General features: G+C 33.8%; 14 protein-coding genes and 2 tRNA genes. 8 read left to right on the forward strand and 8 right to left on the reverse strand.

The annotated features are described in order from the left end of the window. Positions 1 to 175: 175 nt before the first annotated feature. The gene (locus tag AAYQ05_RS04090) at positions 176 to 1,759 is read right to left on the reverse strand and encodes an OmpP1/FadL family transporter (protein WP_343541305.1); all 1,584 of its coding nucleotides are present in this window, start codon (positions 1,757 to 1,759) and stop codon (positions 176 to 178) included. A 43-nt stretch (positions 1,760 to 1,802) separates the two neighbouring features. Then, the gene (locus tag AAYQ05_RS04095; RefSeq protein WP_343541307.1) at positions 1,803 to 2,801 is read right to left on the reverse strand and encodes a hypothetical protein; all 999 of its coding nucleotides are present in this window, start codon (positions 2,799 to 2,801) and stop codon (positions 1,803 to 1,805) included. 102 nt (positions 2,802 to 2,903) lie between these two features. Between AAYQ05_RS04095 and proS the strand changes: the two genes are divergently transcribed. The 4 genes from proS to rpsT all read left to right on the forward strand — a co-directional run bounded on the left by proS (position 2,904) and on the right by rpsT (position 5,054). Continuing rightward, positions 2,904 to 4,382 carry a proline--tRNA ligase gene (gene proS / locus AAYQ05_RS04100; protein WP_343541309.1) on the forward strand — a complete coding sequence of 493 codons (1,479 nt, stop codon included), beginning with the start codon at positions 2,904 to 2,906 and terminating at the stop codon, positions 4,380 to 4,382. Between the two features lie 78 nt (positions 4,383 to 4,460). Further along, positions 4,461 to 4,532 (forward strand) — tRNA-Glu (locus AAYQ05_RS04105). Positions 4,533 to 4,577: 45 nt separating this feature from the next. Continuing rightward, positions 4,578 to 4,649, forward strand: a tRNA-Glu gene (locus tag AAYQ05_RS04110). A 153-nt stretch (positions 4,650 to 4,802) separates the two neighbouring features. Then, complete coding sequence (rpsT, locus tag AAYQ05_RS04115; RefSeq protein WP_012026903.1) at positions 4,803 to 5,054, forward strand: 30S ribosomal protein S20; 252 nt, start codon at positions 4,803 to 4,805, stop codon at positions 5,052 to 5,054. A gap of 152 nt (positions 5,055 to 5,206) precedes the next feature. On the opposite strand, the gene AAYQ05_RS04120 is transcribed toward rpsT, so the two are convergent. Together AAYQ05_RS04120 and AAYQ05_RS04125 are read right to left on the reverse strand one after the other, a co-directional pair. Further along, positions 5,207 to 5,614 (reverse strand): response regulator, encoded by a 408-nt coding sequence (locus AAYQ05_RS04120; protein ID WP_281633575.1) that lies wholly within the window; start codon positions 5,612 to 5,614, stop codon positions 5,207 to 5,209. Positions 5,615 to 5,619: 5 nt separating this feature from the next. Then, positions 5,620 to 7,275, reverse strand: coding sequence for a PAS domain-containing sensor histidine kinase (locus tag AAYQ05_RS04125; protein WP_343541311.1), 1,656 nt, complete (start codon positions 7,273 to 7,275; stop codon positions 5,620 to 5,622). Between the two features lie 222 nt (positions 7,276 to 7,497). Between AAYQ05_RS04125 and typA the strand changes: the two genes are divergently transcribed. Then, on the forward strand, positions 7,498 to 9,294 hold the full coding sequence (gene typA / locus AAYQ05_RS04130) for a translational GTPase TypA (protein WP_111378311.1): 1,797 nt from the start codon (positions 7,498 to 7,500) through the stop codon (positions 9,292 to 9,294). Between the two features lie 146 nt (positions 9,295 to 9,440). On the opposite strand, the gene AAYQ05_RS04135 is transcribed toward typA, so the two are convergent. From AAYQ05_RS04135 to AAYQ05_RS04145, 3 genes are read right to left on the reverse strand one after another with little or no spacing between them, the layout of a single operon-like run. After that, complete coding sequence (locus tag AAYQ05_RS04135; RefSeq protein ID WP_343541314.1) at positions 9,441 to 11,798, reverse strand: T9SS type B sorting domain-containing protein; 2,358 nt, start codon at positions 11,796 to 11,798, stop codon at positions 9,441 to 9,443. Positions 11,799 to 11,811: 13 nt separating this feature from the next. Further along, complete coding sequence (locus tag AAYQ05_RS04140) at positions 11,812 to 12,648, reverse strand: ABC transporter permease (RefSeq protein ID WP_343541316.1); 837 nt, start codon at positions 12,646 to 12,648, stop codon at positions 11,812 to 11,814. A gap of 3 nt (positions 12,649 to 12,651) precedes the next feature. After that, positions 12,652 to 13,563: an ABC transporter ATP-binding protein gene (locus AAYQ05_RS04145; protein ID WP_343541318.1), complete on the reverse strand. Its 912-nt coding sequence runs from the start codon at positions 13,561 to 13,563 to the stop codon at positions 12,652 to 12,654. A gap of 106 nt (positions 13,564 to 13,669) precedes the next feature. On the opposite strand from AAYQ05_RS04145, the gene AAYQ05_RS04150 reads away from it, so the two are divergent. Further along, complete coding sequence (locus AAYQ05_RS04150; RefSeq protein WP_343541320.1) at positions 13,670 to 14,722, forward strand: hypothetical protein; 1,053 nt, start codon at positions 13,670 to 13,672, stop codon at positions 14,720 to 14,722. 98 nt (positions 14,723 to 14,820) lie between these two features. Further along, entirely contained in the window at positions 14,821 to 15,684 is an 864-nt protein-coding gene (locus AAYQ05_RS04155) for a YjiK family protein (protein ID WP_343541321.1), read from the forward strand. A 135-nt stretch (positions 15,685 to 15,819) separates the two neighbouring features. Here AAYQ05_RS04155 and AAYQ05_RS04160 read toward each other — a convergent pair whose 3' ends face one another. Then, positions 15,820 to 19,551 carry a metallophosphoesterase gene (locus AAYQ05_RS04160; RefSeq protein WP_343541323.1) on the reverse strand — a complete coding sequence of 1,244 codons (3,732 nt, stop codon included), beginning with the start codon at positions 19,549 to 19,551 and terminating at the stop codon, positions 15,820 to 15,822. Positions 19,552 to 19,577: 26 nt separating this feature from the next. On the opposite strand from AAYQ05_RS04160, the gene AAYQ05_RS04165 reads away from it, so the two are divergent. Further along, positions 19,578 to 20,756, forward strand: coding sequence for a Pycsar system effector family protein (locus tag AAYQ05_RS04165; RefSeq protein WP_343541325.1), 1,179 nt, complete (start codon positions 19,578 to 19,580; stop codon positions 20,754 to 20,756). The last annotated feature ends 113 nt before the right edge of the window (positions 20,757 to 20,869 follow it).

Genomic DNA, 20,869 nt, shown 5'->3' on the forward strand with positions numbered 1-20,869 from the left:
TTTTATTCAAACAACGATAGTTTGCCGTTTGTTTTAGCTGTTTTTTATGAAGTTGAGCCTTCTTGTTGCTAGTATTTCTTGATTTGAATTTAAAATAAAGGACTTTTGAAAGGATAAAAAAAATCCGTCAGATAAAAACCTGACGGAAATTTCAATCATCTATTTTGATTTCTAATTACAATTCAAATAATAAAGTCATAGTGACATTGTTTAATTTAGAGGTAATGTTGGCTCCATCAATGAATCCTCTTGAAAAAAAGCCTTGGTTTGAATCTCTTTCTAAATAAGAGTAAGCTAAGTCTAGTTTTGTGGATCCGAAATTATAACCTAAACCAGCAGAATAACTGTTTAGTTCTCCAACTGTAATTCCATTTTTATAAGGGCTTCCCTCATAACGGTATCCACCTCTTAAGCTTAATTGCTTGATTTTGTATTCAGCACCTATACGAAGTTCTCCAGTACTCGCTAGACTATTGTCTATCTCGTTGTTAATGCCACCAAAGCCTGCACTGCTTGGTTTGAATTTTGTGTTTCCGTAATTTCTTATGCCATAATCAATGCTTAATAAACCGGATTTTCCAAATATGTATGCGGCACTAAAAGTCCATCTGTCAGGTGTTTGTAAAGTATAAGATTCGTATACGTTTACAACATTAGGAGCTACATTGGCATTGATAATTGGTCCGCCTGCAGCTTGTCTTGTAGTGTATAAACTTTGTGAAAGCTCGTCGTACAATTCATACCAAGTGTTAGATTCGTATGCTACACCAAGTCTAAAATTGTCAGTTACTTTTCCTATTGCTCCAAGTTGGAAAGAAAAGCCATTTCCATAAGTATATAAATCATTATTGAATCTTATACTTGATATTGTTTCGTTTGGTGTAAGCACACCATTATTGGTTTCGTAAAAACTTGTTGATCTTCTATAGTCTGTGATATGAACATTTAAATTTGCTCCTAAATATAGTCGATCTTTATAAGAGGTTGCGATATTGAAGCTTAATTTACTATTATATCCTCTTGAGTAAATGTCGTTAGTTTGGTAATAGTTGGTGTTGTTGCCTTTTGGAACGTTTGTTGAATAAGGGCTGTTAGGATTATTTACATCATCAATGTTTATAATATACCCCTGATATCCTAACAAGGCTTGTTGTGCAGAAAATCCACTTAGATTAGGATATTGGCCATTTGGAAAATTAGACCCTAAATAATGATATAAATCAGAAACTGTTTCGTTGTCTTGTGTGTTAACAAATTCATGAGGAACAGGTGCGCCTCCGTTACTATAATTTGCATAATCTAGGAAATAAGAGTCAACCGAATGAGTAGAGTTGTTTCCAGCAGAAAAAACTTCGTTATTGAAATTATTTGTGTTTTCGTAAGTTGCGCCAATTGCAATTTTACTCCAGCCAACTCTTGGATCGTGGTTTTTAAAAACAAAAACACCTCCTGCTTGGTTTAGGATAAAAGAGTTTTCTTTATCTGATGTTTGAGTTCCGTTGTAATTGGAATTGTTTTTAATGTTCTGATTGCTAAAGGAAACTCCAACTTGATTACTGTTGAAAATTGCAGATCCAGCAGGGTTAACGCTTAAAGAAGATATGTCTCCTCCAACCGCTCCAAAAGCACCACTCATGGCTCTAAAACGTGCAGTTCCAGTGAGGTTTTCTTGGGAATAACGTAGAGCATCTGAAACTTCTTGTGAATATGAAGCGCTGACAGTTAGTCCTGTTATAAATAGGAAAAGTATTTTTTTCATTTTGATGAGTTTTAGTTCGAATTAAGTGTGCTGAGAAAAAAAATTATCTTCTTCCTCCGCCGCCGCCGCCAGATCTCATTCCGCCACCGCCGCCACCGCCGCTGTACGATCTTGAGCCGCCACCTCCGCCATTACTAGGAGAGTAGCTTCTTGAAGAGCCACTATTACTAGGAGTGTAGCTTCTTGATGAACCACCGTTGTTGCTAGGTGTGTAGGTTCTGTTTGTTGTGGTATTTCCGTTGTTGTAAGATCTTCTGTTGCTATAGTCGTAATTAGAACCGTTGTTGTAATTTCCTCTATTGGTGAAAGTAGGGCTAGTAGTTCCTCTGTTTAAAGTAGAGGTTCTTCTAAAGTCAGTATAGCTGTTAGATCTATTTGTGGTATAATTTCTATTTGTTGTGTAGTTTCCTCTATTGGTAGTATAGTCACCTCTATTAGTGATATAGTTTCGATTGGTTGTATATCCTCTATTGGTGCTATAATTTCTGTTGTAAGCATAGTTTCTGTCTCCATAATAAGCTGCAGAGCCTCTTCTTCCATAATTGTAAGAGTAGTTATATCCGTAGCCATAGTATGGATAGCCTGGATAACCCCATCCTGGGTAGCCCCATCCTGGATATCCCCATCCGTAATAAGGGTAGCCCCATCCATAATAGCCGTATCCATAATAAGGATAACCCCATCCAAAACCAAATGACCATGTTGGAGTAGTATAGAAGTTTACAGAAACATCAGAACTGCTGCTTCCCCATGCAGGATAAGCTACAGATGCTGTTTGAGTGCTGTCTGAGTAATTAGTATAATTGTCAACGTCAGTGAAAATTTCAGTTGGTTGATTGTCATCTTGCAGTGATCTGAAATATTCCTTGTATTGATTGTTTGTTTCATTTGCTACATATTTAACAGATGAACCACCATAAACTCCATCGTTATCATAATAAGAGGAATTTTGGTAAGAACCACACGATGCTAGCAATAAACTCAATAATCCAATTAAGTAAAAATGATTAGAGTTTTGGCGGAGTGAAAGGTAAGTTTTCATATCTGTGGTGTTTTTTATTGTTGCACATTACAAAATTAGTTAGTTTTGTCAAACTATTTAGTTAAAATTGTTTAAAACAAAATTTGTGCCAAAAAATATAATATGAGTAAGAACCTTACTACAAGATCAGAAGATTATTCGAAATGGTATAACGAACTGGTTGTAAAAGCAGATCTAGCTGAAAATTCAGGAGTTAGAGGATGTATGGTAATAAAACCATACGGATATGCTATTTGGGAAAAAATGCAGGCTGAGTTAGATCGTATGTTCAAAGAAACTGGACATCAAAATGCTTATTTTCCTTTGTTTGTGCCGAAAAGCATGTTTGAGGCTGAAGAAAAAAATGCTGAGGGATTTGCAAAAGAATGTGCGGTTGTAACGCATTATAGATTAAAAAATGACGAGGATAGACCTGGAAAATTAATGGTTGATCCGAACGCAAGATTAGAGGAGGAGCTTATTGTTCGTCCAACAAGTGAAGCTATTATTTGGTCTACATATAAAGGATGGGTGCAATCTTATAGAGATTTACCTTTGTTAATTAATCAATGGGCTAATGTGGTTCGATGGGAAATGCGTACGCGTTTGTTCTTGAGAACTGCAGAGTTTTTATGGCAAGAAGGGCATACGGCTCACGCTACAAAAGCCGAAGCAATTGAGGAATCAGAAAAAATGATGAACGTTTATGCTGATTTCGCTGAAAGTTTTATGGCAATTCCAGTGGTGAAAGGTTTTAAAACCGAAACAGAACGTTTTGCTGGAGCAGATGAGACTTATTGTATTGAAGCGTTAATGCAAGACGGAAAAGCATTGCAAGCTGGTACATCTCACTTTTTAGGACAGAACTTTGCAAAAGCATTTGATGTTAAGTTTGCAAACGCTGAAGGGAAACAAGAACATGTTTGGGGAACTTCTTGGGGAGTGTCTACTCGTTTGATGGGAGCGTTGATTATGACGCATTCTGATGATCAAGGATTGGTATTGCCTCCAAATTTGGCTCCAATTCAAGTGGTTATTGTTCCTATATATAAGACTGATGAGCAATTGGCTCAAATTACTGAAGCGGTTAAGGATTTGACGGCTAAACTGAGAAAATTGAAAATCACTGTTAAGTTTGATGACAGAACAACGCAAAAACCAGGATTTAAATTTGCAGAATGGGAATTAAAAGGAGTTCCTGTTCGAATTGCAGTTGGTCCGAAAGATTTGGAAAACGGAACTTTTGAGGTTGCAAGACGTGATAATTTGACAAAAGAAGTGGTTTCTAGCGAAAAAATCGTTGAACATGTAAACGATCTTTTAGAACAGATTCAAACCGACTTATTTACAAGAGCATTAGATTATCGAAATACTCATATTACGGAAGTAAATAATTTTGAGGAATTTAAAGAAGTTTTAGAAGGAAAAGGAGGCTTTTTATCTGCTCATTGGGATGGAACTGCAGAGACAGAAGAAAAGATAAAAGAATTGACAAAAGCGACGATTCGATGCATCCCTTTGGATGCTATTGAAGAGGCGGGAACCTGCGTATTTACTGGGAAGCCATCCTCTAAAAGAGTGCTTTTTGCTAAGGCATATTAAAAAATTATATATTTTTTTGCATTAGGTATTGCGCAACTAAAAAATAGATGTATCTTTGCATCCGCAATACAGAAGCGCGGTCCGTTCGTCTATCGGTTAGGACGCCAGGTTTTCATCCTGGTAAGGGGGGTTCGATTCCCCCACGGACTACAAGTTATATTACATATTGAAAAGTTTCCAACTTAGGAGAATATTGGTCCGTTCGTCTAGGGGTTAGGACGCCAGGTTTTCATCCTGGTAACAGGGGTTCGATTCCCCTACGGACTACAAATTAGTTGTAAATAAGTTTTGTAAAACAAAAATTGGTGTCTCGGTTTTTGTTTTATTAGTTAAAACCAAAGTGATTGTTATACGATTGTGGGAGGTTTTTCTTTTTTAACTAGTATTTATAATAATTATTACATCTAAAATTAAAAGAAAATGGCAAATCATAAGTCAGCATTAAAAAGAATCAGAAGTAACGAAAAAAGAAGAGTTCTTAACAGATATCAGCACAAAACTACTCGTAACGCTATTAAAGCATTAAGATTAGCTACTGATAAATCTGATGCTGCTGCTAAATTATCTACTGTAATCTCTATGATTGATAAATTAGCTAAAAAGAACATCATTCATGATAATAAAGCTTCTAACTTGAAGTCTAAATTAACAAAACACGTTGCTAAATTGTAATTAAAACAATTTGCTAAAAATATAAAAAGTCCTCTTTTAGAGGACTTTTTTTGTTTTAACACTAGTGTGAAATTCCAATAAAAAAAAATCCAAATTCCAATCTTTATATATATTAGAATTTGGAATTTTAATTTGTGTAGAATTTTGAAATTTTACAAATCAATTTTCTTTTTAAGGTATTCCAGCATTGGTTGTGTAATAGGCTTAGAAAGAAAATCTATTATTATAGGGTATTTTTTTGCTTTAGCAAGATCTTCGGGGTCAATTGTTGAAGAGAGTACAATTACAGGAACGGTATTAAATTCTGTGTAATCCGGAGAGGTGAAATGGTCTAAAAATTCCCATCCTCCCATAATAGGCATGTTCAAATCTAAAAAAATTAATTCGGGTCTTTTCTTTGCTTTGTCGTTTGTGTATTTTAAGACATTGAAATGATGAAGAGCCTCTTCGCCGTTTTGAGCCGTAATAACTTCATGTGAAAATGAAGATTTTGAAATTACTTTTTTGCATAACATCAATGTGATTGGGTCATCATCGATGCATAAAATCTGCTCAAGCATAATAATTAATTTTTAAATGTTATTGTAAATGTGGTTCCTTTATTGACTTCGCTATCAATCGAGATTGTTCCTCCCATTGTTTCTACCTGTGATTTTACAAGATATAATCCTAGACCTTTGCTGTCAGGGTAATTATGAAATCTTTGATATAATCCAAATATTTTGTCGCGATTTCTCTCTAAATCAATTCCGATTCCGTTGTCTTTAAAAGTCAAGATTGTTCTTTGTTCTATTTGTTCTGCCGTTATGGAAATCTTTAACTTTCTGTTTTCCGATTTGTATTTTATAGAATTGGTAAGCAAGTTTAATAAAATGCTTTCTATGTAAGCTTTGTTTGTAATAAGTTCTGGGACTTTGTCAAACTTAAGTTTAATTATAGGCTTGTGTAATTCAATTTGAAATGAAAGTTGGCTGAATACATTCTCAAAAACTTCTTTTAAGGAAACTTCTTCTTTTTGCATCGAAGGATTGTCCTTAATGATAATAACCTTTACTAAATCGTTGATGGTTTCGTTAAGTAAATGTGTTGATTTTGTAAATCCAGCTACTATTTCTTGAAGTTCTTCATTTTCTATCGGAATGTCTTCCATTAAATTTAATAACCCAATTAAGTTTGAAAGTGGTGCTCTAAGATTATGCGATGTAATATAAGAGAACTGTTTTAAGTCCTTATTGTTTTGAGTTAACTCTCGAATAAGATGTTCTTTTTCTGTTTCAAGTTTTTTCTCATCTGTAATATCTCTCTGTATTGAAATCCAGTGCGAAATTAGTCCTTCGTTACTGAAAATTGGAATCATAGAAAAGCGTACCCAATATTCTTCTTTGCTTTTCGTATAACTAATAGTTTCAATCAGGCATTCTTCTTCATTTTTTATGGCACTTAAGAGTTTTTTTAATTCATCAGAATCTGATTTTGGTCCTTTAAAAATGTTTGGCGATTTCCCGATTATTTCATCTGACTGGTAGCCAGACATTTGGGAAAATGCAGGATTTACGTAAACTATTTTAGGTATTTTTCTTTCAGAAGAATTAGCCTCAGTAATTAATATAGAATCTTTAGATTGTGTAATTACGGTTTCTAAAAGTTTTAATCGCTGTTCTTCTTCTTTTTGTTTGGTAATATCTTGAATGGCTCCAATCATTCTTATGGCTCTGCCATTTTCGTCCTTTAATAAAAAACCTCTGTCCAAGACATATTTGTAAGATCCGTCTGCACATCTAAAACGATATTGATCCTGCCATTTTTCGGTTTTTTGTTCTATAAAAGAATATAATTTTATTGACATTCGGATACTGTCTTCTGGGTGAATTTTGTCGAACCACCATTTAGAAGTTTTGCCTACTTCTTTTGGATCGTAGCCAAAAACACCTTCAATTCCTTTGTTCCAATTAATACTGTCCTCTTGAATTTTCCAGTCCCAAATCGTATCGCTTGTTGCTTTTGCTACAATGTCATATTTCTCATTTGATTCTTTTATTTCTTCATTGGTTTTGTTTAACTTTTCAAAGATGGTTATATTTCTTTTTTCGTTTTTTGAAAGTATAAAACTGAAAACCAATACTGTGATTAGAATAAATACAATGTCTTTTATTAAAGATAAATATGGATATTCTGAAGAAGAAAAGTAGGTTATGAGTAATTTATGACATATGACCGCCATAATTATCGAGATGATTGTATAAATAAGAGTAATTTGGAGAGTTTTACTTTTCATCACCTCAAATATAGTTAATTTAACCATAACTAAACGTATGTTAATATCATTTTGAGGTCGATATTTTCATGATTTATATTAACTAATTGATTGTATATACGCAAACTATGGTAGAAACATTTTTTTTTAAAAAATAAAGTGTACCTTTGCGCCCATTAAAAATCACAGATGGAATCTATTAGAAACATTGCAATTATTGCCCACGTCGATCACGGTAAAACAACTTTGGTTGATAAAATTATGTATCACTGTCAGTTATTTCGTGAGAACGAAAACACAGGTGATTTAATCTTAGATAATAATGATTTAGAGCGTGAGAGAGGTATTACAATTACTTCTAAAAACGTATCGGTTCAATATAAAGGAACAAAAATCAATATTATCGACACTCCTGGCCACGCCGATTTTGGAGGTGAAGTAGAACGTGTATTGAACATGGCCGATGGTGTATGTTTGCTAGTTGATGCTTTCGAAGGTCCAATGCCTCAAACTCGTTTCGTTTTACAAAAAGCGATCGATTTAGGATTAAAACCATGCGTGGTTATCAACAAAGTAGATAAAGAAAACTGTACTCCTGAAGAAGTTCATGAAAAAGTTTTTGATCTAATGTTTGAATTAGGTGCTACTGAAGAGCAGTTAGATTTCCCAGCTGTTTACGGTTCTGCTAAAAACAACTGGATGTCTGATGATTGGAAAAATCAAACAGAAAACATTGAACCATTATTAGACATGGTTATTGCTAATGTTCCAGCTCCTAAAGTTTCTGAAGGAACTCCACAAATGTTAATCACATCTTTAGATTTCTCTTCATTTACAGGTCGTATCGCTATCGGACGTCTTGAAAGAGGTACTTTAAAAGAAGGTATGCCAATTTCTTTGGTAAAAAGAGATGGAAAAATCATCAAATCTAGAATTAAAGAATTACACACTTTTGAAGGTTTAGGCCGTAGAAAAGTAGAAGAAGTTGTTGCTGGTGATATTTGTGCTGTTGTAGGTATCGAAGGTTTTGAAATTGGTGATACTATCGCTGATTTTGAAAATCCAGAAGCTTTACAGACAATTGCTATCGACGAGCCAACAATGAGTATGTTGTTTACAATTAACGATTCTCCTTTCTTTGGTAAAGAAGGTAAATTTGTCACTTCTAGACATATTCGTGAAAGATTAACAAAAGAGCTTGAGAAAAACTTAGCGATGAAAGTTGGAGAAACTGATTCTGCTGATAAATTCATGGTTTTTGGTCGTGGTGTACTTCACTTATCTGTTCTTATCGAAACAATGAGAAGAGAAGGATATGAGCTTCAAATTGGTCAGCCACAAGTTATCATCAAAGAAGTTGATGGTGTGAAATGTGAGCCAATTGAGGAATTAACTATCGATTTACCAGAAAACCTTTCAGGTAGAGCGGTTGAATTCGTTACTATCCGTAAAGGTGAAATGCTTTCTATGGAAGGTAAAGGTGAGCGTATGATCATTAAATTCAACATTCCATCTCGTGGAATTATCGGTTTAAGAAATCAATTGCTTACTGCTACTGCTGGTGAAGCTATTATGGCGCACCGTTTCATTGGATACGAACCATACAAAGGAGAAATTCCTGGACGTAACAACGGTTCATTAATCTCTATGGAAAACGGAAAAGCAATTCCTTACTCTATCGATAAATTACAAGATCGTGGTAAATTCTTCGTTGATCCAAACGAGGACATCTATGAAGGTCAGGTAATTGGAGAAAACACTCGTAGCGACGATATGACTGTTAACGTTACTAAAACGAAAAAACTTTCTAACGTACGTTCTTCTGGAGCTGATGATAAAGCTAGAATTATTCCAGCTATCAAATTCTCTTTAGAGGAAGCTTTAGAGTATATCCAAAAAGATGAGTATGTTGAAGTTACTCCAAAATCTTTACGTTTAAGAAAGATTTACTTAAGTGAAACGGATAGAAAAAGATACAAAATCTAATTCGGTTTAACTTTTAATATAAAAAATCCCAAATTCCAATTAAGGAGTTTGGGATTCTTTTTTATGTTAAATTAAGATTGTTTAAAGAACTGAATTTTTGATCAAGTATTGGAATTTGGAATTTCAGAGTTTGAAATGTTTAAAAGTTATCTTTTTAAAGAAAAGTGTCCTTTAACATTTTTACCATTAACAAAAAGAAGCGTAAACCAATAATCGTCTGAAGGCATTTCTCTTCCGTTGAACATTCCGTTCCAGCCTGAGCCATTCTGATTCATTTGTTTTAATAATTTTCCGTAACGATCAAAAATTGAGATTGTATAATCGGGCATTTGATCAATGTTTTTGATTACCCATAAATCATTGAACCCGTCTCCGTTTGGAGTAAAGAAACGCGGATAGTCTAAAACATATACGGTAAAAGAATTAGATATTCCACAACCATTTTTATCTTTAGCAATTGCAGTATAAACTCCTGGAGTTACTTGTGTAAAAGTTGGGTCATCTTGAAAAGCGGTACCGTCAAGAGAAAACTCATAATTTCCAACTCCAGTATACAGAATTTTTACAGAATTGTCTATTCCAGAAAAATCCTTTACATCTGCTCCTGTAATTGTTGCTGGTTCAGATAGAATTACTTTGAAATTTTTAGTTTTTGGACATCCATTAGCGTCTGTTACGGTTACCGAGTAATCGCCAGAGGCGCTAACTTGGATTGAATTTGTTGTGCCTAAGTTATTAGACCAAGTATAACTGTTAAAACCAGCTGCTACAGATAATGTTATTTCGCTTCCTTTACAAAGATATTGCGTCTCATCTTCAAAATTTGGTGGATCAAAAGTGTGTATAATTAATTCGATTGGAGTTATATCATAACAATCTGAACCGTTTGCGGCACGCGCATAAATAGTCTGGCTATTTGGCGTAGTATTTTTAAAAATATTCGGTAGCTGATTTGTCTCTGTAATAGCATCAGAAGAAGTCAGAAAGTAATTAACTATCAGTCCAGGTGGCAAACCTGTTAAAATTTGAGGAGTTACTTCTTGTTCTAAATTAAATTGATAGAGTCCATCTTGTATTTCATCTTCGTCACACTTAGCAATTGGCGATTGATCTGGAATTACAGTATTAGAAACATTTAGAGTAACTTGAGCTATTGCACTACAACCAAAAGTATTCTCAATCCTTGCAAAAACAATTTGATTTGGAGCTTTATTGGTATAACGCTGCGGATTTAAAATTGGATTTGTTTTGGCCTGTGCATCGTCCAAAATTTCATAATATCCTTGATTGGTAATCTGCGTATTATTATTTTTTACAATATTGGCAACTTTAGTCAGATCAAAAATGGTGATACCGTCTGTATTATCATCACATTGCAATAAAGAAGTATTGGTTGATTGAATTTGAGGTGAAAATTCAACTGTAATTTCTCCAATTGATGTACATGTTGTACTGCCCAAAGTTGCTTGTACTTTATATGTTCCTGTTGCGGAAACGGCATAAGATGGAGATGTAGCACCTGGAATTAGGACATAATTGTTTGAAGCGTCTTTTTTGAACCATTCAAACGTATGAGTTGTTGAACTTAAATTGGTATCTAAAACATAATTTTCTCCAAAGCAAACAGGATTGTTATTAGCCACGGTTCTATCTTCGCCAAAATTTATTTTCGTTACAAAACTGCCTGCTTCTATAAAAACGGCAGAGTTGTATTGTCTTGTGGCATCATCTGCAATAACCAGTTTTAAATGGTATTTTTTATTTGGAATGACATCTGTATAAGCATTCATTACTACTGTTTGACCAGCATAATTAATAGGGCTTGCGGCTGTATTATAGCCATTAAAGTAGTTTTCATTAACGGCTGCACAGCCAATTAAAGGTATTCCGTTACTGTTATTTACAGTATTAATTTTTGGATGAACCGTTGTTGCAGAAACTGCAGTTGTAGAATTAGGTAAAACTGCGAGATTTTTGTAAGCTTCACTGGGATTGTCTGCGTCTTTAATTAAGAAGGCAAATCCATCGGAATAGATGCAAGGAAAATTAAGTTGATATTCATTCGAGGCAAAAATATAATTAAAGCTAATCGAATTAGTTAATGCTATAAAATCAAATTCTATAAATGTTGCTTGTGTGCTGTTATTAATTCCTAAAGCTTGATTAAGATCAGGGTCACCATTCCAGCCTGGCACTTGGGTGCCCTTTGATTCTTGCTGATTATAAGGACCTTCTGCTTTTTTGCTTGGTGAAGTGCTTAAAACTATTCCACTTGAAAAAGGAAAATTTGCACCTGCCATAAAAGAGCCATAACTCTGCTGATTTGGGGTTGGATTTCCTAATGAATTTACACTTTCAGTATCAATGCAAGAACTCTTAATTAAAACATTCTGAATTAAATCTGCTGCTGTTACGTTAGAATCTACAGTAATACTCTGTGCGCTGATCTTATTATAAAAGCAGCACAAAATGAAAAGTGGTATTAAAATTCTTGGAAGACTCATAGTAACAAATATACTACAAATCTCTATTTTTTAATAATTTGTAAGAAAAATATATAAATGTAAAAGTCCAAGCTAAAACGATTAATACTGCAAAATAATCAACACTAAAATCAGCATCTGTTTCAATTCCCATTTGTGTGCCAATGTTTTTTACGACAGACAATCTTGGACCTGGATTAGCAATTAAATTCGACATTGATTCCAAAGGGAAAAACTGCGTGATTTTTTTATCAGTATCACTATCTGGAAAAATTTTAAAAGCTAAAGTGCCTCTCACAATTGCCTCAATTATGTTCCAAACCAAAAGAAAGCCCAATGCAAAAGCAGAACGTTTTACTAAAATTCCTAAAAATAAGCAGAACGAAAAGAAACCAGTCAATTTTACAAAAAAGGCCAAAAGGTAATCTAAGTCGCTAAAAATAATACTAAACTCTGTGTAAGAAGAAAAGCATAATCCTAAAGCCAAACTCATTACAAAGACAAAAACGGTAGACGCAAAAGCAAATAAAACTACAGTTAAGAATTTTGATAAAATAAATTCTTTTTTGCTTAGACCGTCAATCAAGTTTTGTTTTAAAGTTCCGTAGCTATATTCATTCGCCATCATTGAAACAATTACAATGGCAAGAAAGAATTTTAGCCATGCTGCAACATAAGTGTTAAAATGCCAGATAAACGGAAAATTAAAGATTCCCATTTCGGCTAAATGAAATTTGAAAGGCCCTATATCAAACTTAATTACTGCGATTAAGGCTATAAAAGAAAGTAATATAAAATAAGTTAAAGTTAATATACGGCTGGCTTTGTTCATCCAGATTTTTTGTAATTCTATAGAGAGAAGTCTTTTCATGGTTTAGTTTTTTTGGGCGATCGCGTTTTTGGTTAATTCTAAAAATTGTGCTTCTAAACTGTTTTTGCGTTTTACTAAATGACTTAAAACAATATTTTTAGAAAACAAAAATTGATTTAAATCTGAAGCCGATAAATCAGATTTTAGGTAAACTAAAACTCTCCCGTCTTCTTCAGAAATTCTATCTACGGCAGGATGTTCTTGCAAAGCCGATTTTAAAACAAAATTATCATTTGACTGCACTTCAAAGAAACCTTCATTTGAAGACATTCCATCAACTGAACCTGAGTATAAAACTTCGCCTTTTCTTAAAACAATGACCTGCGAGCATACTTTTTCTACTTCATCCAATAAATGTGAAGCAAGTAGAATAGTAGTTCCTTGCGAAGCAATTTTTTTTATAATATCACGAATTTGATGAATTCCTTGCGGATCTAATCCGTTGGTTGGTTCATCTAAAATTAAAATTTCCGGATCGTTTAAAAGTGCTGATGCAATTGCCAGACGCTGTTTCATTCCTAATGAAAATGTACTGAACTTACTATCTTTTCTTTCAATCAAACCTACTAATTCCAATTTTTCATTGACTTTAGAATAGTTGATGTTTTTGATTTTGCAAACCAATTTCAGGTTTTGCTCGGCTGTCATGTATGGATAAAAATTTGGCCTTTCTATAATAGCGCCCACTTTTTTCAATGCGTCATGAGTTTCCACATTACCATCAAACCAGCGATAACTGCCAGACGATTTATTAACAACATTCAATACAATTCCTAATGTAGTCGATTTTCCGCTGCCGTTTGGCCCTAGAATGCCATAAACACGACCTTTTTGTATTTGAAAAGATACATTTTTCAAAGCCTGAATTCGGCCGTATCTTTTACTTAAATTCTCGATGGTTAATATGGTTTCCAAATTTTTCTGGTTTTAGTTTTTAGTATGACGAGCCAAGTTGATTTTTGTTACTTTAAATTCTGACTTTAAATCGTATTCACGTAAATTTGTAATAAAGATATTCAAAATGAGCGAGCCTTTAATGGTTTTAAAAAAACCGTCTTACCCTTTAACACAGCCACTTTTAAGTTATTTAGAGCGATACGAACGTATTTCTAAAGTTTCTGTGTTTTATGATGACTTGCTTCGTTTTTCAGGTTCTATAAATGTTTACGACAAACACGATACAGATACACTTTGGATCAGAGTTTATTATGGAGAATTTGAGCGTAATGAAATTGATTTAAATCTAAAGAAAATATATTCGCTTCTCCATTCTGATGGAAATAGTGAAATTATTCAATATCTAAATGTCGATGCAATTGATTATTGTACTTTCGGGAATTCGAAACCTTTTAGAATTAAGGTTCGAAATATTCTAAATGACAACTATGTTCATTTTTATATCAAAAAAGCAGATGCTTCCCGTATTTATGGATTAGAATTGGAAGATATTCTATCGCCAGATAAAATCAACTTTCTAGTTTATAAAGATACTCTGATAGAGGAACATATTATAGGAATTCCAGGCGATGTTTTTATGGATATGTTGCTGGATAAATGCAGTGAAATGGAAAAGGCTCAAATTGCCAAAGAATTCGTCAAGTTTAACGAACGCTGTATGATTCGTCTTTTAGGTGATATGCGTGCCTATAATTATGTAATTGTCCCAATTCACGATTTTGATCAAGTGGTTTATAAAATTCGTCCGATCGATTTTGATCAGCAATGTTACGAGGGAAATTTTAAAGTATATCGTCCGCAGTTTTTCAAGGAAAATTTTCCAATGATTCAATTGATTAAAGAGAAATTAGAAGAACGTTCGATTATTCAATATAAAGATGAAGAAAGAGCGATTTTAGCAAAACGTATTCATTCTGCTGAAACGAGAATCAAAAAACTGCTGAATATTATGTGTCACGATACCATTTCAACGCAGGAGCATTTACTGCAATTAAAAATGGAATTATACCGTTATACAAACGATATGAAATTCAAAAACGCAAAATCGATGGGACATATCATGCATGCTGCATTTGAATTTATTACACGTAATTTTAAAAATACTAACTTAGTTTAAAGTTTTAGCCACTCCCGATAGTTATCGGGATTCACAGATTAAAAAGATTTTGGAATCATTATAATCCTTTTAATCTGTGGCAAAATAAAAAAAATATTATGAAAAAATCTTTTTTAGTAGTTGTTTCTATAGTCTTACTAGCTTGCCAGAAGCAATCAGGTTCTGATTTAAAAGAGCTTTATTCCCTTCCAAAGAAATTAAAGGAAGTTTCTGGAATTACCTATTTTCCTGAAACCAACATTCTTTATACCTTAGAAGATAGTGGAAATAAAAATGCTCTTTATGCTATCGATTCTAAAGGGAAATTAGCCAAAACCATTACGATTTCAAATGCCACAAATGTAGATTGGGAAGATATTACTAAAGATAAAAGTGGAAATATTTACATTGGTGATTTTGGAAATAATGATAACGAAAGAAGAGATTTGTGTATTTATAAAGTCGCAAAAAATCAATTGAATAATGATGTGGCTAAAGCCGAATATAAAATTTCATATTCATACCCAGAGCAAACAGAATTTCCTCCAAAGAAAAAAGAAATGTTCTATGATGTTGAAGGTTTCTTTGAACTGAACGGCTATTTCTATCTATTTACAAAAAACAGAAGCAAAGGTTTTGACGGCACAGCTTTTATTTACAAAATAAAAAATGCTGCTGGAACTCAAAAAGCTGTTAAAGTTGGAGAATTTAAAACCTGCAACAATTATAATCATTGCGTTCTTACAAGTGCAACCATCAGCCCTGACGGAAAAAAAGTTGCTTTATTAAGTCATGACAAAGTGCTTTTATTTAAGGGTTTTAAAGGAGATTTATTCCATAAAGGAACTCAAACCGAAATAAACCTGAATCACTTCTCACAAAAAGAAGCTATAGTTTTTAAAGATAACAACACCTTACTTATAGCCGACGAAAAAACAAACAAAATAGGAGGAAAGGTTTATGAGTTTCTTCTAAGTCGCTAAGGTTTTAAGGTACTGAGGTGCTAAGAAAAGATTAGCCACGAATTCGCGAATTTTAATTAAATTATTCGTGAATTCGTGGCTGTTTTTTTAACTCAGAGTAGAAAACCTTAGCATCTCAGTACCTTAGCACCTTTTTTAAAAACTATATGCTGCCCCAAAAATCACTCTTCCAATTTCGTCAGGAGATTTAAAGTATGAGATTCTAGCTGTAATAACATTTATGGCATTCAGCCAGAGTCCGCCACCATAATCTTGGTGCCATTTTCTTGATTCTTCGCCATCAAGCCAAACTCTTCCGTAGTCGAAACCGCCTAAAACTCCGTATGTAAAAGGAACAATCGTTTTACGTATTTTCCCAATACTTAAACGCAAATCAGAGCTTTGAGAGAAATACGAACTTCCTAAGAAACGCTCATTTCTATAACCGCGTAAATCGGTGTCACCACCAAGAGAAGCACCTTGATAAAACTCATAATTATTGTTGAAAATAGCTTTTCCTTTTACGTAAGTGGCTAATATCAATTTTCCGTTATGATCAATTTTATGAGTGAAACCTAAGAAGCTTTCCAGAGTAGGAAAGTTTTTCTTTGTGTCATCTAAATTAGTTGTCCAAGTTGCTGCAATCATAAATGCCATTCCTAAAGTTGGTTTTGCGGCAAAATCTGAATTTTTAAACTGATATTTTACTTTTAAACTTCCGTAATTCTGACTGTCAAATACATCTGGATTTACAATTCCAGGAATATTTATGTATCTGTTTTCGGTATCTTCAACTGTCATTCTCTGGAAAATTGGCTGAACGCTAAACTCACTTCCATATCTTCCAACATGACGAATGGCTCCCGAAGCATTAAATTTTCTAATGCGGACACGATTGTAGTCCATTCCTAAATTGTCGTCATATTGCGATTCATTTCCATAACCAAAATAATTCATGGCAAAGTTTGGAGTCGTATATAATGATTCCACATCAATAACCCATTTGCCTAATAATCCAGGGAAATGTGCAGCATAATTAAACTCTAAACCGCCAGTAGCAAAGTAGTAGAAAGCATTAAAAATATGTCTTTGCGTATACGGATTTTGCTTGAAATTATTAACGGTATAATTTACATTAACTCCCATTTTTACTCCATCATCTGGATTGTATCCAATGTTTGGAAGACCAGAAACTACATTATACTTTGGTCTTTCATAATTGTAGGCATTAACTTCGTAGTCGTCTGTAAGTTGTGTTTGAGTTTTAGAATCGAGATTATACGTGTTTTCTTTTGATTTGAAATCATAAACAATAACCTTTTTTCCGTTTTCAATGTTATAAGTATCATTATTTTGGCCTCCAATCAAACGAATTTTGATACTAGATTTTTGATCTCCTTTTACCTCAAAAACATCATTATCGTCTAGTCCGTAAATCCAAAGATTTTTGGTTTTGTCGTCGGTTACGTTTTTGGTATAAAGCAATTCATCACCTTCTTTTTTGATTCTGAAAACCTGTATTTCAATGCCTTTCTTTACATTATGATTTAAAACAAACTTATCTTTTTTGTCAGTTCCCGCAATCATAACAGTTTTATCTAACACATCAGAATATTCACGAGCATATTTCTGAAGATCTTTTTTTCTGCTTTTTAGTTTTGTTTTAATTTCATCTACCGTTTCGTCCTGAACTTCTTTAGGCATATTTTTGAAAGCTAGATCGATATCTGCATCAGTCAAGTTTTCTTGAATGTATTTGGCTTGTTCAACCCAGTCTTTTTCTCCAGCAGTTTTTAGAAATGCCAAATCCATTGGGTACGGTTCTCTTCCAAGCCATTTAACATTGATTCTGTCTCCTTTAAAAGTTCGCATGTGACGAAGAGGTGGCATATTCATTAAAAGTGAAAGCAAAGCGCCATCGTATTTTACAAAAGCCTGATCGCGATCTCTCGGAATCGGTCTGTAAATCACCCTTCCATCTTCTTTATATTCAGCCCAACGCCATTGATCGCTGTGACGGTCCCAATCACCTAAAAGAATATCAAATAAACGCGCTTTAATATATTCTTTTTCGTCAACAGTATATTTTTCATCTTTATGAAGGTTCAGCATCATATCATCAGTTCCGATAATATTGCTTGGTTTTCCAAAATTCTTGCCATCAAGATGATTGTCGGCTGGTCTTTCTTCAACCATATATAATTGGTCACCAAAACTTGCATTAAATTCGCCTAAACCATTTTGTTTCGGAATATAATATAAAATAGGATTCGTATGTCTAAGTCCAATTTGATCAGACATGCTTCCGATAGCAAAAGAAGAATAAGGATGAGAAGTGGTATAAAAATCAAATAAGAAATCTTCGGCGTATGTTTTTTCAAATTCATTTACCACATATTGATCTTTAAAAGCTACTGACTGTAAAAATACGGTTGCACTTTTTTTCATTGCACGCATGATGTATTCACGTCCTTGAGGATCAGACATTCTTAAGGAAACAGATTGATGTCCTCCGCCTTCGCGAATTGGTTTCAATCCGCCTTTTAAAGTGTCGACTGTTGCTGTTGTAGCTTCAATTGGCATGCTGTAATATTTTCTATAATGCTGACCGAATAAAAATCTGTGAAATGCACCTTTTTGAGTCATTTTTGGAGAATAAATCGAAGTGGTCACAGTTGTAGGAAACTTGTTCGGGATATCTGAAGCCCAGTTGATTTCTTTGGCTTTTATTATTTCGCGTTCAAAAAGCAGTTTTTCTTTGCTATTTTCATTTCCATAAAAAGAAACTTTTGCATCTCCGCTTTTAAACATCGTTAGTGTTGCATAACCATTTCCGCCATACGAAAAATCATATGGACTAATAGCTCTTGCAGCTTCCGATTTTGACCCTGCGCCACTAATAATCTGCTGAATATTTTCTTTACTGATATATTGAAGGTTATGATCATGACCCGAAACTACAATTACATTTTTCTGCTTCTGCAAAAGGGTCTTAATTCTTTTTGCGTAAATTGTATATTGTTTGTTTTGAATGTCCTGCGGACTTACACCAGAAGTTTTTCGCAATAAATTAATAAATGAACCAATTACCGGAAGCGGAATTTTTTGCTCCAAAGGAAATAACTGTTTTTCTAATGAAAATTGTCCACCATGTGTTCCGTTGCTTAATAGCGGATGATGAATCGCCAAGACAACGGTCTTTTCTTGGTTTTTATTTAAAAGTCCTTCTAATTCTTTAAAAAAAGCTTCTCTAGTTTTGATTTCGCAATTGTCATTTATTGTCGGGTGATCGTTCCAATCTTCTAGAAACCACTCACTATCAACAGCTATCAAAGTTGTAACGCTATCAATTTTTACATTTTCAATAGGACAGGATTTTCTCGGAAGAAATGCTTTTTTATCGTTTAAATATTTCGTTACAAAATCGGCCTGACGTTCCAAGCCTTTAATGCCGTTATACCAATCATGATTTCCAGGAATTACAACTGTTTTTCCTTTAAAACCTTTAGTTAATTTTAATTGATTGGTGAGTTTAGTTTCTGCCAAAGCTTTGTCTTCAGGATGTTTATCACTAGGAAAGCCTTTTGGATAAATATTATCACCCAAGAATAGCAGTGTCGATTTTTTGCTCGCTTTTTTAAGTTTTTGATGTAAAAGCTCCAGTGTTTGCTGCGCCTGTTCTTCATCGGCATTTCCAGCATCTCCAACAAGAAAAAAGGTGTGTGCAATTTTTATAGTATCTGTCGCGTTTTCTGTTTCGTTGGCACTTACACTTTTTCCATATTGCGGTTTGCGGGTCGCGCAGGAATAAACAATGAAGAGTGACACTATTGCTATTAAAAAGTTTTTAATCTTGGCAATAAAATGATTATCCAAAAACAATTTCATAATTTAGTGGTATAAAAATATTCTTTATGAATCTAATAGAACAATCCGAGGATTTTGTCGGGAATTTACTCAAAGATAAACTTTCTAATTTATATTCTTACCATAATTTTAATCATACTTTTACAGTTGTTACAGCAGTAAAAGAACTTTGCAAAAAAGAAGATGTAAGCGGTGAGGATAAGGAAGCGCTTTTGGTGGCGGCATGGTTTCACGATACCGGATATATTGAAGGGTATGAAAATCATGAAAAGAAAAGTACCGAAATTGCCGCCAACTTTTTACGCGAAAAAGGAAAATCGGAAGAATTTATAGCTCTCGTTTCGAGTTTAATTTTGGCGACAGTTAAAGAATATGAACCAAAGACACATCTTGAAAAAATTATAAGAGACGCAGATTATGCTCACTTAATGGGAGCTGAATATGCTACAACTTGCGAATTATTGCGTTTGGAATTGAAAAATGCAGGGATAGTTAGCTTTTCCAATGCAGAATGGACAAGAGAAAACCTCAATTTCTTATTAAACAAACATAGATTTTATACCGATTATGCTTTGAGAAAATGGCAGCCTTTGAAAGAAAAAAATCTATTATTAATTCAGAAAAAAATAAATAAACAGGAATTGAAGGCAGCTGAAGCGTTAGAAGAAGAATCCAAAAAGAAAGATAAAACAGAAAAACCAGACCGCGGGATCGATACTTTATTTCGTGTCACTCTCGGGAACCACACCCGTTTAAGCGGTATTGCAGATAGCAAAGCCAATATTTTATTGTCTGTTAATGCGATTATCATTTCGATCGCATTATCGTCTATTATTCCGAAATTAGATAGTCCTAAAAATGCGCATTTGGTTGTTCCGACATTTATTATGCTAATGTCGAGCGTGATTACGATTATTTTTGCGATTCTTTCTACACGTCCAAAAGTAACTTCTGGTTTTTTTACGAGAGACGATGTCGAGGCTAAAAAAGTGAATCTGATGTTTTTTGGAAATTTCTACAAAATGCCTTTAGAAGATTATGATTGGGCAATGAACGAAATGATGAAAGATCGTGATTATTTGTACTCGACGATGATCAAAGATTTGTATTATCTAGGATTGGTTTTACAGCGAAAATATAATTTACTCCGAATTGCTTATAACTTTTTTATGTTCGGAATCATCATAACAGTGATCGCGTTTGTGATTGCTTTTAAGTCTATATAAAATTTAGACGCTGATTTTACGGATTCGCTATCGCGAAAACGCGGATGAATACAGATTCTTTTTTTGATTTATTATAGATTGAAAAAATCCTTTTTTTTCCGCGTTTTCGCGAT

The sequence above is a fragment of the Flavobacterium movens genome (assembly GCF_039581425.1).
Classification (GTDB): domain Bacteria; phylum Bacteroidota; class Bacteroidia; order Flavobacteriales; family Flavobacteriaceae; genus Flavobacterium; species Flavobacterium luteolum.

Coding starts and splice junctions, on each gene's coding strand:
- AAYQ05_RS04125 (WP_343541311.1), bottom strand. CDS start 7,275: ATGGCGGTCATATGTCATAAATTACTCATAACCTACTTTTCTTCTTCA.
- AAYQ05_RS04090 (WP_343541305.1), bottom strand. CDS start 1,759: ATGAAAAAAATACTTTTCCTATTTATAACAGGACTAACTGTCAGCGCT.
- AAYQ05_RS04165 (WP_343541325.1), top strand. CDS start 19,578: ATGAATCTAATAGAACAATCCGAGGATTTTGTCGGGAATTTACTCAAA.
- AAYQ05_RS04095 (WP_343541307.1), bottom strand. CDS start 2,801: ATGAAAACTTACCTTTCACTCCGCCAAAACTCTAATCATTTTTACTTA.
- typA (WP_111378311.1), top strand. CDS start 7,498: ATGGAATCTATTAGAAACATTGCAATTATTGCCCACGTCGATCACGGT.
- proS (WP_343541309.1), top strand. CDS start 2,904: ATGAGTAAGAACCTTACTACAAGATCAGAAGATTATTCGAAATGGTAT.
- AAYQ05_RS04150 (WP_343541320.1), top strand. CDS start 13,670: ATGAGCGAGCCTTTAATGGTTTTAAAAAAACCGTCTTACCCTTTAACA.
- rpsT (WP_012026903.1), top strand. CDS start 4,803: ATGGCAAATCATAAGTCAGCATTAAAAAGAATCAGAAGTAACGAAAAA.
- AAYQ05_RS04140 (WP_343541316.1), bottom strand. CDS start 12,648: ATGAAAAGACTTCTCTCTATAGAATTACAAAAAATCTGGATGAACAAA.
- AAYQ05_RS04160 (WP_343541323.1), bottom strand. CDS start 19,551: ATGAAATTGTTTTTGGATAATCATTTTATTGCCAAGATTAAAAACTTT.
- AAYQ05_RS04120 (WP_281633575.1), bottom strand. CDS start 5,614: ATGCTTGAGCAGATTTTATGCATCGATGATGACCCAATCACATTGATG.
- AAYQ05_RS04155 (WP_343541321.1), top strand. CDS start 14,821: ATGAAAAAATCTTTTTTAGTAGTTGTTTCTATAGTCTTACTAGCTTGC.
- AAYQ05_RS04135 (WP_343541314.1), bottom strand. CDS start 11,798: ATGAGTCTTCCAAGAATTTTAATACCACTTTTCATTTTGTGCTGCTTT.